The 13,644-nt window shown below is 43.3% G+C and carries 16 protein-coding genes; 11 read left to right on the forward strand and 5 right to left on the reverse strand.

The window, feature by feature from the left end; translation table 11 throughout:
- The first annotated feature begins 78 nt into the window (after positions 1-78).
- The 7 genes from oppB to spx all read left to right on the forward strand — a co-directional run bounded on the left by oppB (position 79) and on the right by spx (position 6,578).
- Positions 79-1,014, forward strand: coding sequence for an oligopeptide ABC transporter permease OppB (gene oppB, locus NST79_RS06240; protein WP_003245554.1), 936 nt, complete (start codon positions 79-81; stop codon positions 1,012-1,014).
- Positions 1,015-1,017: 3 nt separating this feature from the next.
- Positions 1,018-1,935 (forward strand): oligopeptide ABC transporter permease OppC, encoded by a 918-nt coding sequence (oppC, locus tag NST79_RS06245; protein WP_003232954.1) that lies wholly within the window; start codon positions 1,018-1,020, stop codon positions 1,933-1,935.
- Between the two features lie 4 nt (positions 1,936-1,939).
- On the forward strand, positions 1,940-3,016 hold the full coding sequence (gene oppD / locus NST79_RS06250; protein WP_015252358.1) for an oligopeptide ABC transporter ATP-binding protein OppD: 1,077 nt from the start codon (positions 1,940-1,942) through the stop codon (positions 3,014-3,016).
- 1 nt (position 3,017) lies between these two features.
- Positions 3,018-3,935 carry an oligopeptide ABC transporter ATP-binding protein OppF gene (oppF, locus tag NST79_RS06255; protein ID WP_003245567.1) on the forward strand — a complete coding sequence of 306 codons (918 nt, stop codon included), beginning with the start codon at positions 3,018-3,020 and terminating at the stop codon, positions 3,933-3,935.
- A 107-nt stretch (positions 3,936-4,042) separates the two neighbouring features.
- Positions 4,043-5,260 (forward strand): MFS transporter, encoded by a 1,218-nt coding sequence (locus NST79_RS06260; protein WP_153255904.1) that lies wholly within the window; start codon positions 4,043-4,045, stop codon positions 5,258-5,260.
- A 163-nt stretch (positions 5,261-5,423) separates the two neighbouring features.
- Positions 5,424-6,002, forward strand: a complete 579-nt coding sequence (locus NST79_RS06265) for a GNAT family N-acetyltransferase (protein ID WP_003224597.1) — start codon at positions 5,424-5,426, stop codon at positions 6,000-6,002.
- Between the two features lie 180 nt (positions 6,003-6,182).
- Entirely contained in the window at positions 6,183-6,578 is a 396-nt protein-coding gene (spx, locus tag NST79_RS06270; protein ID WP_014476435.1) for a transcriptional regulator Spx, read from the forward strand.
- A 254-nt stretch (positions 6,579-6,832) separates the two neighbouring features.
- On the opposite strand, the gene NST79_RS06275 is transcribed toward spx, so the two are convergent.
- Positions 6,833-7,489: a TerC family protein gene (locus NST79_RS06275; protein WP_003232944.1), complete on the reverse strand. Its 657-nt coding sequence runs from the start codon at positions 7,487-7,489 to the stop codon at positions 6,833-6,835.
- A gap of 169 nt (positions 7,490-7,658) precedes the next feature.
- Here NST79_RS06275 and NST79_RS06280 point away from each other — a divergent pair, with 169 nt between their 5' ends.
- Positions 7,659-7,799 carry a hypothetical protein gene (locus NST79_RS06280; protein WP_119122854.1) on the forward strand — a complete coding sequence of 47 codons (141 nt, stop codon included), beginning with the start codon at positions 7,659-7,661 and terminating at the stop codon, positions 7,797-7,799.
- The gene (gene mecA, locus NST79_RS06285; protein ID WP_003232942.1) at positions 7,766-8,422 is read left to right on the forward strand and encodes an adaptor protein MecA; all 657 of its coding nucleotides are present in this window, start codon (positions 7,766-7,768) and stop codon (positions 8,420-8,422) included. Before NST79_RS06280 ends, mecA begins: the two co-directional genes overlap by 34 nt.
- Here mecA and NST79_RS06290 read toward each other — a convergent pair.
- Positions 8,417-8,539, reverse strand: coding sequence for a hypothetical protein (locus tag NST79_RS06290; protein WP_003245684.1), 123 nt, complete (start codon positions 8,537-8,539; stop codon positions 8,417-8,419). The genes mecA and NST79_RS06290 overlap by 6 nt on opposite strands.
- Positions 8,540-8,582: 43 nt before the next feature.
- Between NST79_RS06290 and coiA the strand changes: the two genes are divergently transcribed.
- Both coiA and pepF read left to right on the forward strand, forming a co-directional pair.
- Complete coding sequence (coiA, locus tag NST79_RS06295; protein ID WP_212059660.1) at positions 8,583-9,734, forward strand: competence protein CoiA; 1,152 nt, start codon at positions 8,583-8,585, stop codon at positions 9,732-9,734.
- A 229-nt stretch (positions 9,735-9,963) separates the two neighbouring features.
- Positions 9,964-11,793: an oligoendopeptidase F gene (gene pepF / locus NST79_RS06300; RefSeq protein WP_212059658.1), complete on the forward strand. Its 1,830-nt coding sequence runs from the start codon at positions 9,964-9,966 to the stop codon at positions 11,791-11,793.
- 37 nt (positions 11,794-11,830) lie between these two features.
- On the opposite strand, the gene NST79_RS06305 is transcribed toward pepF, so the two are convergent.
- The 3 genes from NST79_RS06305 to NST79_RS06315 form a co-directional block, all read right to left on the reverse strand.
- A complete protein-coding gene (locus NST79_RS06305; RefSeq protein ID WP_003244944.1) occupies positions 11,831-11,998 on the reverse strand; it encodes a hypothetical protein in 168 nt (55 codons plus the stop codon).
- A 313-nt stretch (positions 11,999-12,311) separates the two neighbouring features.
- Positions 12,312-13,211: a protease adaptor protein SpxH gene (spxH, locus tag NST79_RS06310; protein WP_003245184.1), complete on the reverse strand. Its 900-nt coding sequence runs from the start codon at positions 13,209-13,211 to the stop codon at positions 12,312-12,314.
- Positions 13,208-13,606: a group 2 truncated hemoglobin YjbI gene (locus NST79_RS06315; protein WP_003232928.1), complete on the reverse strand. Its 399-nt coding sequence runs from the start codon at positions 13,604-13,606 to the stop codon at positions 13,208-13,210. Before NST79_RS06315 ends, spxH begins: the two co-directional genes overlap by 4 nt.
- Between the last annotated feature and the right edge of the window lie 38 nt (positions 13,607-13,644).

Below are 13,644 nucleotides of genomic sequence, written 5' to 3' on the forward strand. Positions count from 1 at the left end.
GTATATGGGGAGAAAAGCCCCATATACCTTTCTTACTGATGGAGTATAAAAATGTAAAAACCATGGAGGTGTTCCCCCTTGCTAAAATATATCGGAAGACGTTTAGTCTATATGATTATCACACTATTTGTGATTGTAACTGTGACATTCTTCTTAATGCAAGCAGCACCGGGCGGGCCATTTTCAGGTGAGAAAAAGCTTCCGCCTGAAATTGAAGCAAATTTAAATGCGCATTATGGCTTGGACAAGCCGCTGTTTGTACAATATGTCAGTTATTTGAAATCAGTTGCAATGTGGGATTTCGGACCGTCATTTAAATATAAAGGTCAGAGTGTTAACGACCTGATCAGTTCAGGTTTCCCCGTTTCATTTACTCTTGGAGCAGAAGCTATTCTCCTCGCTTTAGCGTTAGGTGTATTGTTTGGGGTCATTGCAGCCCTTTACCATAATAAGTGGCAGGATTATACCGTCGCGATTTTAACGATATTTGGTATTTCGGTTCCGAGCTTTATCATGGCGGCTGTTCTGCAATATGTGTTCTCCATGAAGCTTGGGCTGTTTCCGGTCGCGGGGTGGGATTCCTGGGCATACACCTTTTTGCCTTCAATCGCACTTGCTTCCATGCCGATGGCGTTTATTGCCAGACTTTCCCGTTCAAGCATGATCGAAGTGTTAAACAGTGATTATATCCGCACAGCGAAAGCGAAAGGGCTGTCCCGCCCAGCGGTTACAGTGCGGCACGCCATTCGAAACGCGCTTTTGCCGGTTGTTACATATATGGGCCCGATGGCCGCACAGGTCTTAACGGGGAGCTTCATTATTGAAACCATTTTTGGGATCCCGGGGCTTGGTGCACACTTCGTCAACAGTATTACAAACCGTGATTATACGGTCATTATGGGTGTAACGGTGTTCTTCAGTGTCATCCTGCTATTGTGTGTATTAATCGTAGATGTGTTATACGGCATTATTGATCCAAGAATCAAGCTTTCCAAAGCAAAGAAAGGAGCCTAGGCCATGCAGAACATTCCAAAAAACATGTTTGAACCAGCCGCAGCGAATGCCGGCGATGCAGAAAAAATAAGTAAAAAGAGCCTTTCCCTCTGGAAAGATGCGATGCTTCGCTTCCGCAGCAATAAGCTTGCAATGGTCGGGCTTATCATTATCGTACTTATTATCCTTATGGCAATTTTTGCGCCGATGTTCTCAAGGTATGATTATTCAACTACTAATCTCTTAAATGCGGATAAGCCGCCTTCAAAAGATCACTGGTTCGGAACAGATGATCTTGGACGAGACATTTTCGTCCGTACATGGGTAGGGGCTCGAATCTCAATCTTTATCGGTGTTGCAGCTGCTGTTCTCGATTTGCTGATCGGCGTCATTTGGGGGAGCATTTCAGGCTTCCGCGGAGGCAGAACGGACGAAATCATGATGCGTATCGCTGATATCCTTTGGGCAGTTCCTTCATTATTAATGGTTATCTTACTGATGGTTGTTCTTCCGAAAGGTCTATTTACGATTATTATTGCCATGACGATTACAGGCTGGATTAATATGGCCAGAATCGTGCGCGGACAAGTGCTGCAGCTGAAGAATCAGGAGTATGTGCTTGCTTCACAGACACTGGGTGCAAAAACATCCCGTCTTCTGTTTAAACATATCGTGCCAAACGCGATGGGTTCTATTTTGGTCACGATGACACTGACAGTTCCTACTGCGATTTTCACAGAAGCCTTTTTAAGCTATTTGGGACTTGGTGTTCCGGCTCCGCTGGCAAGCTGGGGAACGATGGCTTCTGACGGATTGCCTGCATTGACCTATTATCCGTGGCGTTTATTCTTCCCTGCCGGATTTATCTGCATTACAATGTTTGGTTTCAACGTTGTCGGCGACGGATTAAGAGACGCATTGGATCCTAAGTTACGTAAATAAGGGAGTGATACGGGTGACACGCCTATTAGAAGTAAAAGATTTAGCAATTTCATTTAAAACATATGGCGGAGAGGTCCAGGCGATCCGCGGAGTGAATTTCCATCTGGATAAAGGGGAGACGCTGGCCATTGTTGGAGAATCAGGTTCCGGAAAAAGTGTAACCTCTCAAGCGATTATGAAGCTGATTCCAATGCCTCCGGGTTATTTCAAACGCGGTGAGATCCTGTTTGAAGGAAAGGATCTGGTGCCGCTGTCCGAAAAAGAAATGCAAAATGTCCGGGGAAAAGAGATCGGCATGATATTCCAAGATCCGATGACCTCTTTAAATCCAACGATGAAGGTCGGTAAACAAATTACGGAAGTGCTTTTTAAACACGAAAAGATCTCAAAGGAAGCGGCTAAAAAACGCGCGGTTGAACTGCTGGAATTAGTCGGTATCCCAATGCCGGAAAAGCGGGTGAACCAATTTCCGCACGAATTTTCAGGCGGTATGAGGCAGCGGGTTGTCATTGCGATGGCGCTTGCGGCGAATCCGAAGCTTCTGATCGCCGACGAGCCGACCACTGCACTTGATGTAACGATTCAAGCGCAAATTCTGGAATTAATGAAGGATTTGCAAAAGAAAATTGACACGTCCATCATCTTTATCACACACGATCTTGGTGTTGTGGCTAACGTTGCTGACCGGGTCGCTGTCATGTACGCGGGACAGATTGTAGAAACCGGTACGGTAGACGAAATCTTCTACGATCCGAGACATCCGTACACTTGGGGGCTTCTTGCATCCATGCCGACACTGGAAAGTTCAGGAGAGGAAGAGCTGACTGCCATTCCGGGCACACCGCCTGATTTGACAAACCCGCCAAAAGGAGATGCTTTTGCCCTGCGGAGCCCTTATGCGATGAAAATCGATTTTGAACAGGAGCCGCCAATGTTTAAGGTATCTGATACTCATTATGTCAAATCGTGGCTGCTTCATCCTGACGCGCCAAAGGTAGAGCCGCCTGAAGCGGTAAAAGCGAAAATGCGTAAACTGGCAAATACGTATGAAAAACCTGTCTTAGTGAGAGAAGGTGAATGAATTGACTGAAAAATTATTAGAAATCAAACATTTAAAACAGCACTTTGTCACACCAAGGGGAACGGTCAAGGCTGTAGATGATTTATCATTTGATATCTATAAAGGTGAAACATTAGGGCTGGTTGGTGAATCTGGCTGCGGTAAATCGACAACAGGCCGAAGCATTATCCGGCTGTACGAAGCAACCGATGGTGAGGTGCTGTTTAACGGTGAAAATGTGCACGGGAGAAAATCGCGGAAAAAGCTGCTGGAATTCAACCGCAAAATGCAGATGATTTTCCAAGACCCCTATGCATCCCTAAATCCGAGAATGACAGTTGCTGATATTATTGCTGAAGGCCTTGATATTCATAAGCTGGCGAAAACGAAAAAAGAGCGGATGCAGCGAGTTCATGAACTATTGGAAACAGTTGGTTTAAACAAGGAACACGCGAACCGCTATCCGCATGAATTTTCCGGCGGCCAGCGCCAAAGAATCGGGATTGCCAGAGCTCTTGCTGTTGATCCGGAATTCATTATCGCGGATGAGCCGATTTCCGCTTTGGATGTATCCATTCAAGCGCAGGTCGTGAATTTAATGAAAGAACTGCAAAAAGAAAAAGGGCTCACATACCTGTTTATTGCCCACGATTTATCGATGGTCAAATACATCAGTGACCGCATTGGAGTCATGTATTTCGGGAAACTGGTTGAGCTTGCGCCGGCAGATGAGCTGTATGAGAATCCGCTTCACCCGTATACAAAATCATTGCTTTCTGCGATTCCGCTTCCTGATCCGGACTATGAGAGAAATCGCGTTCGCCAGAAATATGATCCGTCTGTCCATCAATTAAAGGATGGGGAAACGATGGAATTCCGTGAAGTCAAACCGGGACATTTTGTGATGTGCACGGAAGCCGAATTTAAAGCTTTTTCATGATTTATCAATCCTTCAAGAGAAATCTCTTGAAGGATTTTTTTACGGCATCATAGAAAGTGAGAATGATGACATTTACAATTAGAGGAAAAAAGCGGAGGCGAAATACAATTCAATTTCTGCATAACAAAAATGTTTTTGCGCTATTGCTGTCTCAATCTCTTCAATCCTTAGCAGGAGTTCTTGTCACAATCGTTTTAATGGTCCGGGTCTATCAAATGACTGACTCCGTTTTTTTGGCAGGCCTTATTTTATCGTTCATGTCGTTTGCGAGTATAGCAGCAAGCTTTTGCGTCTCTCCGGTGCTTCGCATTCTCGGTTTTAAAAAGGTGCTTGCGGGAGCGAATCTGCTGAGAGCGGTCTTTACAATCCTGATGGCATACAGCGTCACTCATCACGGACAGGCATTCTTTTGGATTACGCTGCTGTTTGTGTTTTGTTTTTCCTTCGCGGGCGCTTTTTTTCAGCCGGCAAGATTTGCGCTGCTGCCGATTATTGTTCCAAAGAAGCAATATGTAAAAGCGAATGGTGTGATCTCCCTCTCGAATCAATTGTTCTTAACAGCAGGCTGGGGCCTTGGAGGCCTTCTGACGTATGCCGTCCCTTTTGAACTCGTTGTCGGCGCTGCCATTTGCCTGTTTGTTCTATCGGGAGCTTCCATCAGTGTGCTGCATGTAAATGAAGAAGAGGCTGTAGGAACTGCTGAAACAGCATCTGCCAGAAGTATATGGAAGGATTTAATGATCATCCCTATTGTAAGAGACATTACTGTAATGGACATGATAGAAGCTTTGGCGGGTTCCGTATGGTCATCTGCTATTCTCCTCGCATTTACTGCGGCTGTTTTGCATGAAACAGAGGTGTGGTGGGGGATGTTTAACGCTTCCTATTTTATAGGCGCAATTGTCGGCAGTGTGATTGCCATTCGTTTTTCTTCTTTTTTTGAGCGGAATATGGGCTATGCCATTATGTTCAGCTCGCTTGTAATGTCGGCGCTGACCCTTTTGTTTTCATTTTCTCCAGTCCCATTTTTATGCGCTCTGGCTTGTGCTGCAATGGGGCCTTTTTATCAGGTGCGTGATATTTGCCAGGAAACCATGCTGCAGGAGGTTATTCCCGAGCAGAAACGAATCGGAATCATGGCTGCAAAAAATGCGATTTTGACTCCTTGGTCAGGCGTCACCTACTCCATTATGGGGCTAGTAGCTGATGCTGCTGGTGCGAAAATAGCTTTTATCGCGGCTGCTGCATTATATATCATGACATTTCTGATTGCACTGGCGCAGCCCCGCCTGGTTCATTACAGGCGGGAAAATCGAGTTCAATGAGAAACAATTCAAAATGAACGGAGCAGATGGCTCGGTTTTTGCTGAAAAAAAATGAAACCATGGAGGAAGTTCGCACGTCTTTATAGATGTAAGGCTGTTTAAACAAGAAGAAATGGGGTATATCTAAAAGTATGAAGACAACGAACTCATAAGGAGCAAATCAATGAACTGGTATGAAAAGCTTAGCGAGTACTTTCCAATTGAAGAAATGAAATCAAAAGCGCATATGGAAGCTCTTCTGAAAGAGCGAAGCGATATTTATCATAAAGATGAAGGCAAACATCATATTTTAATGTTTGCGGAATTCGATTCTTTTATCTTCGTTGATTATCTGTATGTGTCTAAGGATGCAAGAGGGCAGGGGCTTGGCGGCAAATTGATCGCGAAGCTGAAAAAGAAAAATAAGCCCATATTGCTCGAGGTGGAACCTGTGGATGAAGATGATACTGATACAGAAAAACGCCTGAGGTTTTATCAAAGAGAGCATTTCAAGCATGCTCAGTCAATTGGGTACCGACGCCGGTCATTGGCTACGAATGAAGTAAACAAGATGGAGATTCTGTACTGGTCACCAAAAACAGAATCAGAAGAAGAAATTCTTGAAGCCATGAAACAGACATATGAAAACATTCATACTTATAAAGACGAGAAATGGTACGGGGAATCGTACGAAAAAACGGATGAAGTCCTGAAACTCATTGATGAAGAAAAACAAAAAAATATTTTCGATCAGTTAAGCTAATTGAGAATTAGAACATATCATGAACATTAAAAATTTGCTGGATTGACACATTTTTTTCTTAGGATACTGTTCACACTTACTTTTTTATAGTATAATACCTGTAAAGATTCCTTTTTTAGAGTAATTTCAATTTAAGAATAAAATAGATGTTCATCCTACTAATTAGAGGAGTGAAGATGAATGGTTACACTATACACATCACCAAGCTGTACTTCATGCAGAAAGGCGAGAGCGTGGCTCGAGGAGCACGATATTCCATTTGTAGAAAGAAATATTTTCTCTGAACCTTTATCAATTGATGAAATAAAACAAATTCTTCGAATGACTGAGGATGGTACAGATGAAATCATCTCAACCCGTTCAAAAGTATTCCAAAAACTGAATGTGAACGTTGAATCTATGCCGCTGCAAGATTTGTACCGCTTGATCAACGAGCATCCAGGGTTGCTTCGCCGTCCGATCATCATTGACGAAAAACGTTTGCAGGTCGGATATAACGAAGACGAAATCAGACGTTTCCTGCCAAGAAAAGTTCGCTCTTTCCAATTAAGAGAAGCACAGCGTTTGGCAAACTAATAGATCGTATCATCAAAAGAAGGCTGAGTCATCAGCCTTCTTTTTTAGATAGTTGACAAAATCCTAAAACGGTTTTTTGTTTTAGGATTTTGTTACCTTTTCAGTTCAGCGTGATTGAAAACCTTTGAAGTCTAGGAAGGCCGAGCATTGGAGCACAACGAATATGTTTATTCGTGAGCACCGACGCGCAGGTCTGACAACGAATGCAAAGGTTTGTCGACACGCTGAAAGAAGGCTGAGTGATCAGCCTTCTTTTATTTTTCAACCTGCTGGTAATAAATGCTCGCAAGGATGACAAACGCAACCGTCAAAATGGGGAGGAGCGTTTCAACTGTGCCGTGCTGCGCCATAAAAAGAGACAGCTTTTTGTCTCTGACAATCATTTCTCCGCCAGTATAAGCAAGCAGCCCGCTTCCCGCGTAAATCAGAAGCGGTATTTTCTCTAGTGCAATATGGATGAGTTTGCTGCCCCAAATAATAACCGGAACCGATACACACAAACCTATAACAACGAGAGAAAACTCACCGTGTGAAGCTCCCGCAACTGCGATGACGTTGTCCAGCGACATAAAGAGATCTGCAAGCACAATCGTTCGTATCGCTCTCCACAGGGAGGTGCTGCTTTTAATGTGTTTCGTGTCTTTTTTTTCAATCAGCAGCTGATATCCTAAATACAGCAGGAAAATTCCGCCGGCGCACTGCAAGAACGGAATGTTCAAAAGATATACAGCTGCACTTGTTAATCCGATTCTCATGGCAACGGCAATAAATGTTCCGAGAATAATGGCTTGCTGTCTTTGCTTGTCCGGCAAATGTCTGCTGGCCATGGCAATGACAACCGCATTATCTCCGCCGAGGATCAGGTCAATCCCAACAATGACAAGCAGAGAAATCAGATAGTCATGCTCCATGAAGCGGCACCTCGCTTTCAGTCCTTCGCTTGTACTACTACTATATGAGACAGGTCGTATTTTATGATATCAGCCGCCTGAACTGCCGTTTTTTAGGCAAAGGTGCATTTTTATTTCTTTTGTGACTGTTTTATCATAAAATAGAAATACAAAGGAATTCACACTGGCCTTGGTTAAGGTTAAGATGTGGACGGAATGGGTAAAGTGTAGTAAAGTACAATTAATCGGGAGCTTAGATGTCCCTTCAACATCTTATATAGAAGGGAAGGTTGGCAAATGGAAATTGAAAGAATTAACGAGCATACAGTAAAATTTTATATGTCTTACGGAGATATTGAAGATCGCGGTTTTGACAGAGAAGAAATTTGGTATAACCGTGAGCGCAGTGAAGAACTATTCTGGGAAGTCATGGATGAAGTTCATGAAGAAGAGGAATTCGCTGTGGAAGGCCCACTTTGGATTCAAGTTCAGGCACTGGACAAAGGATTAGAAATCATCGTCACAAAAGCCCAGCTTTCCAAAGACGGACAAAAGCTCGAACTGCCGATTCCTGAGGATAAAAAGCAAGAACCAGCATCTGAGGATCTTGACGCCTTGCTGGATGATTTCCAGAAAGAAGAGCAAGCCGTCAATCAGGAAGAGAAGGAGCAAAAGCTTCAATTTGTCTTGCGATTTGGCGATTTTGAGGATGTTATTTCTCTATCTAATTTGAACGTTAACGGAAGCAAAACGACTTTATATTCGTTTGAGAACCGATATTATTTATATGTAGATTTTTGCAATATGACTGATGAAGAGGTTGAAAATCAGCTAAGCATCCTGCTGGAGTACGCAAATGAATCCTCAATCAGCATACACCGTCTTGAAGAGTACGGCAAGCTGATTATTTCAGAGCATGCTCTAGAAACGATAAAAAAACACTTTGCATCATAGCAAACCGATTTCCTTCCGGAAATCGGTTTTTTTTATGCACGAAAATGCCATTTTAGAGATGTGAAAAATCAAAAACATATAGACAAGCAGAAAATACAGCGAACAGGAGTTGATCATCTTTTCCAGAAAGTATACTTCATCTGGAAAGGAGAGATGACAATTGTTTAGTGCTGTGACTGAAGACGGCCAAATGTTTCACCTTCTAGGCGCTCAGCAAAACCAGAAATTAAAGCGGAGACGGTTCTTCTGTCCGGTATGCGGAGGAGAGCTAGCTGTGAAGCTCGGACTTCAAAAAGCGCCGCATTTTGCCCATAAACAGAACAAGTCCTGCTCCATAGACATCGAACCGGAAAGCGCCTACCACTTAGAAGGAAAAAGACAGCTGTATGTATGGCTGAAAACACAACGGGCTTCACCAATATTGGAGCCGTATATAAGGACAATCAACCAAAGACCGGACGTCATGGCAAGAATCAAGGAGCATATGCTTGCTGTTGAATATCAATGCGCCACTATCGCTCCAGATGTCTTTCAAAAGCGGACAGAGAGCTTCAAACAAGAAGGAATCATCCCGCAGTGGATTATGGGATACAGCCGCTTAAAACGGACTGCTTCGTCCTTTTATCAGCTTTCAACTTTTCATTGGCAGTTTATCAATGCAAGTCCATACAGAGAACTGATATGTTATTGTCCTGAAAGGCGTTCTTTTCTCCGGCTCAGCCACATCATTCCATTCTACACAAACCATTCTTATTCCTCAGTCCAAACGATCCCTATTCATCGGGCAGGTGTAGGCGATCTTTTTTTCACTGAACCGAAACCCTCAATTCAATATTCAGGCTGGACGAAAGCGATTCACCGTTTTCGCCATAAACCCCATCGGTTTAACTCAAAGGAAACAAATCGCCTTAGGCTGCTGTTTTATGAGAAACGGCAGACGCCTTTTTCTTTTCTGCCGACTGAAGTGTTTGTTCCTGTTAGAAAAGGGGCAGTTTTTAAGAGTCCGGTTTTTGTGTGGCAAGGATTTCTTTATTTGTTTATGACGGATCTTGGAGATAAACGTGCGCCAATTCGTTTTTCAGCCGTTTTGCAGCAGTGCAAACTGCACATTCATAATAAGAACATTGCACTCAGGTTCGAATGCAGCGAAGAGTGTCTTTCAGAAGCGGTTAAACAGTATATTGATTTTTTGTGCAAGAAGGGATTTTTAAGGGAGACTCAGAAAGAAGTATATGTGCTGAATCAGCCTGCAGGTGGCATACACTCCATGCAGGATCTCATAGAAAGAGACCGCAGCTGTTTTATAGAATGAGTTTGTCTTATTTGGCTCACCCTAAGACAAAGGTGGTGGGCAGGCTGTGAAAGGCACAAAAGGAAAGGTTTTTCGTGTTTTTACTGCTTTTTTGGCATTCGTTCTCTTCATTACTGCATATGATTTGACAAAAGGCAGTGAAAAACCGGAAGATATTCACAATACAAGTTTATTGAGAAACAGCTGTTTTTTCAATTGGCTTGAATCAAAGAAGACGAGGGGGATCACCATGGCTGAGGAAAAAAAAGCAAACCAACTGCCTGACAGAAGTGAGGTAAAGGCAGAAGACACATGGAGACTTGAGGATATTTTTCCTAGTGATGAGGCCTGGAATAAAGAATTTCAAGCTGTAAAAGAATTAATTCCGAATTTATCTAAGTATAAAGGAAAGCTGGCAGATTCAGCTGATCATTTATACGAGGCTCTTACGTATCAAGATAAAGTGATGGAGCGGCTGGGTAGGCTGTACACATATGCGCATATGCGCTCTGACCAGGATACTGGGAACTCCTTTTACCAGGGGCTGAATGACAAGGCGGGAAACCTGTATACACAGGCCGCAAGCGCGACAGCTTATTTGGTTCCGGAGATTTTATCCATAGAAGAAGACAAACTGCAGCAGTTCATTCTTGAAAAAGAAGAATTAAAGCTGTACTCTCATGCGATTGAGGAGATTACAAAGGAACGTCCGCATGTGCTGAGCGAGAAGGAAGAGGCACTGCTTGCTGAAGCCTCCGAGGTACTGGGGTCATCTTCAAATACATTCAGCGTGTTAAATAACGCAGATATAACGTTTCCGTCCATTAAAGACGAAGATGGGAATGAGAAACAGATCACTCACGGCAACTTTATTAATTTCTTGGAAAGTGAAAACCGTGAAGTCCGCAAAAATGCGTTTGACGCAGTGTATAAAACGTACGGACAATATAAAAACACAATGGCCACGACGCTAAGCGGCACTGTGAAAAAGGACAACTTCTACGCGAGAGTGAAAAAGTACAAGTCCGCGCGTGAGGCTGCGCTTTCTAACAACAGTATTCCTGAGGAAGTATACGATAACCTTGTTAAGACGATTAATAAGCATTTGCCGCTCCTGCACCGCTATATTGCGCTAAGAAAGAAAGTGCTTGAGCTTGATGAAGTGCATATCTATGACCTGTATACACCGCTTGTGAAAGATGCTGGGATGAAGGTGACATACGAGGAAGCCAAAGATTACATGCTGAAAGGCCTTGAACCTTTAGGGGAAGAATATGCCTCTATCCTAAAAGAAGGACTGGAAAACCGCTGGGTGGACGTTTACGAGAATAAAGGCAAACGCAATGGGGCTTATTCATCAGGAGCTTACGGCACGAATCCGTATATTTTGATGAACTGGCATAATAACGTCAATAATCTCTTTACGCTCGTGCACGAGTTTGGACATTCCGTACACAGCTACTATACGAGAAAGCACCAGCCTTATCCATACGGCAATTACAGTATCTTTGTCGCGGAAGTTGCCTCTACGACAAATGAAGCGCTCCTTGGCGAATATTTGCTGAACAATTTAGAGGATGAAAAACAGCGCTTATATATTCTCAACCATATGCTTGAGGGCTTCAGGGGAACGGTCTTCAGACAAACGATGTTCGCTGAATTTGAACATCTGATCCATACAAAGGCTCAAGAAGGCGAGCCGCTTACACCTGAGCTTCTGACAAATGTCTATTACGACCTGAATAAAAAGTATTTTGGAGACGGCATGGTGATTGATAAGGAAATCGGCCTTGAATGGTCGCGTATTCCGCACTTCTATTACAATTACTATGTGTATCAGTATGCGACAGGGTACAGCGCTGCCCAAGCATTAAGCAGCCAGATTTTGAAGGAAGGAAAGCCGGCGGTTGACCGTTATATTGAATTCCTGAAAGCAGGAAGCTCACAATACCCGATTGATGTCTTGAAAAAAGCGGGTGTTGATATGACGTCCCCAGAGCCAATCGAAGCCGCGTGCAAAATGTTTGAAGAAAAACTTGATGAAATGGAAGAGCTGCTGATGAAAGTCAAGCAGTCTTAAAAAAGTAAGCCTGTGCGGAAATGACGCACAGGCTTTTTTAAAACCCTTTAAAGGTTTTCCGGTGATTCAAGCGGTAGAGGGTAAACAAAATAGACAGAAACAGCAGAGGAGAGGTAATATAAAGCGGCAGCATATGCATCATGCCTAAGATATTCAAGCAGAAAAAAACGGCAATGCACACAATTGAGATCAAAGTAGACATCATGGCGGTCCTCCTCGTCCTTTTTCCTTATAAGGATATGAGTGAATGCACTTCGTTATGTTTTGTGACAAAAATATGAACATTAAGCATAGAGGTTGTCAAAAGTCGACATCTTTTGTTATCATAAGGATGTGAAATTGATCACAAACAAACATTACCCCTTTGTTTGACCGTGAAAAATTTCTCCCATCCCCTTTGTTGTCGTTAAGACATATGAAACCGCGCTTATCCCGGCGCGGTTTCTTTAGTGCTAAAAATAGAACGTACGTTTGGTTATGGCATAAAAAAACAGCCTCAAGCATATGCACGCCTGCGGCTATTTTTCACATGATTGATATTCATCAGAATAAGTGCTGAGAGACTTCCAAAACATTCCGTGTTTGGCTTCCACTTTGGCAACCTTTTTAGCAAACGCCAGTTTTTTCATTTCTTTTTCTACCTCTTCAAGGCTCAGGTCATATACAAGAGCAATTTCCTTCGAGGCAACGAAGCGGAAATATTCAATAAAACATTCTAAAGGCGGTGTTTCCGACGGCTTCGGCTCGTCGCCAAGCATCTCAAATAAAATTTCTTCATATACATCATATGAGTAGCTGCCAGGAACTTTAAGCCCTTCATCCTCATGCTGCGTATTAAAAAACGTCAGTGTCGGATTAACAGAAACATCCATCTCAGCAGCAATTTTCATGTCACATTGAAGCGCCTTGACCGCGCTTTGAGAATGCAGATCTTTTTTGAATTCTTCAAGATCGAGACTTGTATTTTCAGCAATCTCCAAAAGCACGTTTTCATCCGTAATATTTTTCTTTGAAACAAATAGGCTCTCCTGCATATTTCTGAGAAATTGCATGCCGGCTTTTCGTCCTTGCAGTTCGGCTGCTTTAAAAGCGAGAGCAGCCATATAAGGCGATGAAAGCGGCTGATCCTGTTCGAACCAGACATTGCCGTCACATGACATGCCAGAGCGGCTCGCGATCTTTTCCCATGCTTCTGCGAGAAGATGTTTTTTTCGCTTTTTATTTAAAGCGGTAAGGCTTGCGGAAGCGATAATGCGTAAGGTGAAAAAACGTCCGTATCTGATTTTCAGCTTTTTGATGACGGGCTCTAAGGACCAGCATTCAGGACATAAAGGGTCTACAAACATATAAATTTCAAGCGGTTTTTTTGGATGACCGTGGCAATGGGCGAAGTATAGCTCATGCTGATAGTTTGTCAAGATGATCGATCCTCCGCTTCCGTTTGATTCACCATATGCCTTGCTGTCAACTCCAGCCGGCCAAACAAAAACTCACGAATTTCGCCCTCCAGCCCTACATGGTCCATTGCGTCCTTCATACAGCTGAGCCACGCATCAGCTCTCTCGTTTGTAATTGGAAAGGGAAGATGCCTTGCTCTGAGCATAGGATGGCCGTGCTCCTCAGTATAAAGAGGAGGCCCGCCTAAATACTGAGTTAAGAATTGCTTCTGTTTCCTGGCGGTTTCTGTCAAATCGCTTGGAAAAATCGGCTTCAGCAAAGGATGAGACGCGACACGCTCATAAAAAGTATCAACAAGTTGCGATAGAAGTTCCTCTCCAATCGCTTCATAAGGTGCGTTAAACGATTGTCCCATGTTGACTACTCCTTTAAATATGGCTAATAGGAATCATA

The organism is Bacillus sp. PS196 (assembly GCF_037963555.1).
Taxonomy (GTDB): domain Bacteria; phylum Bacillota; class Bacilli; order Bacillales; family Bacillaceae; genus Bacillus; species Bacillus subtilis.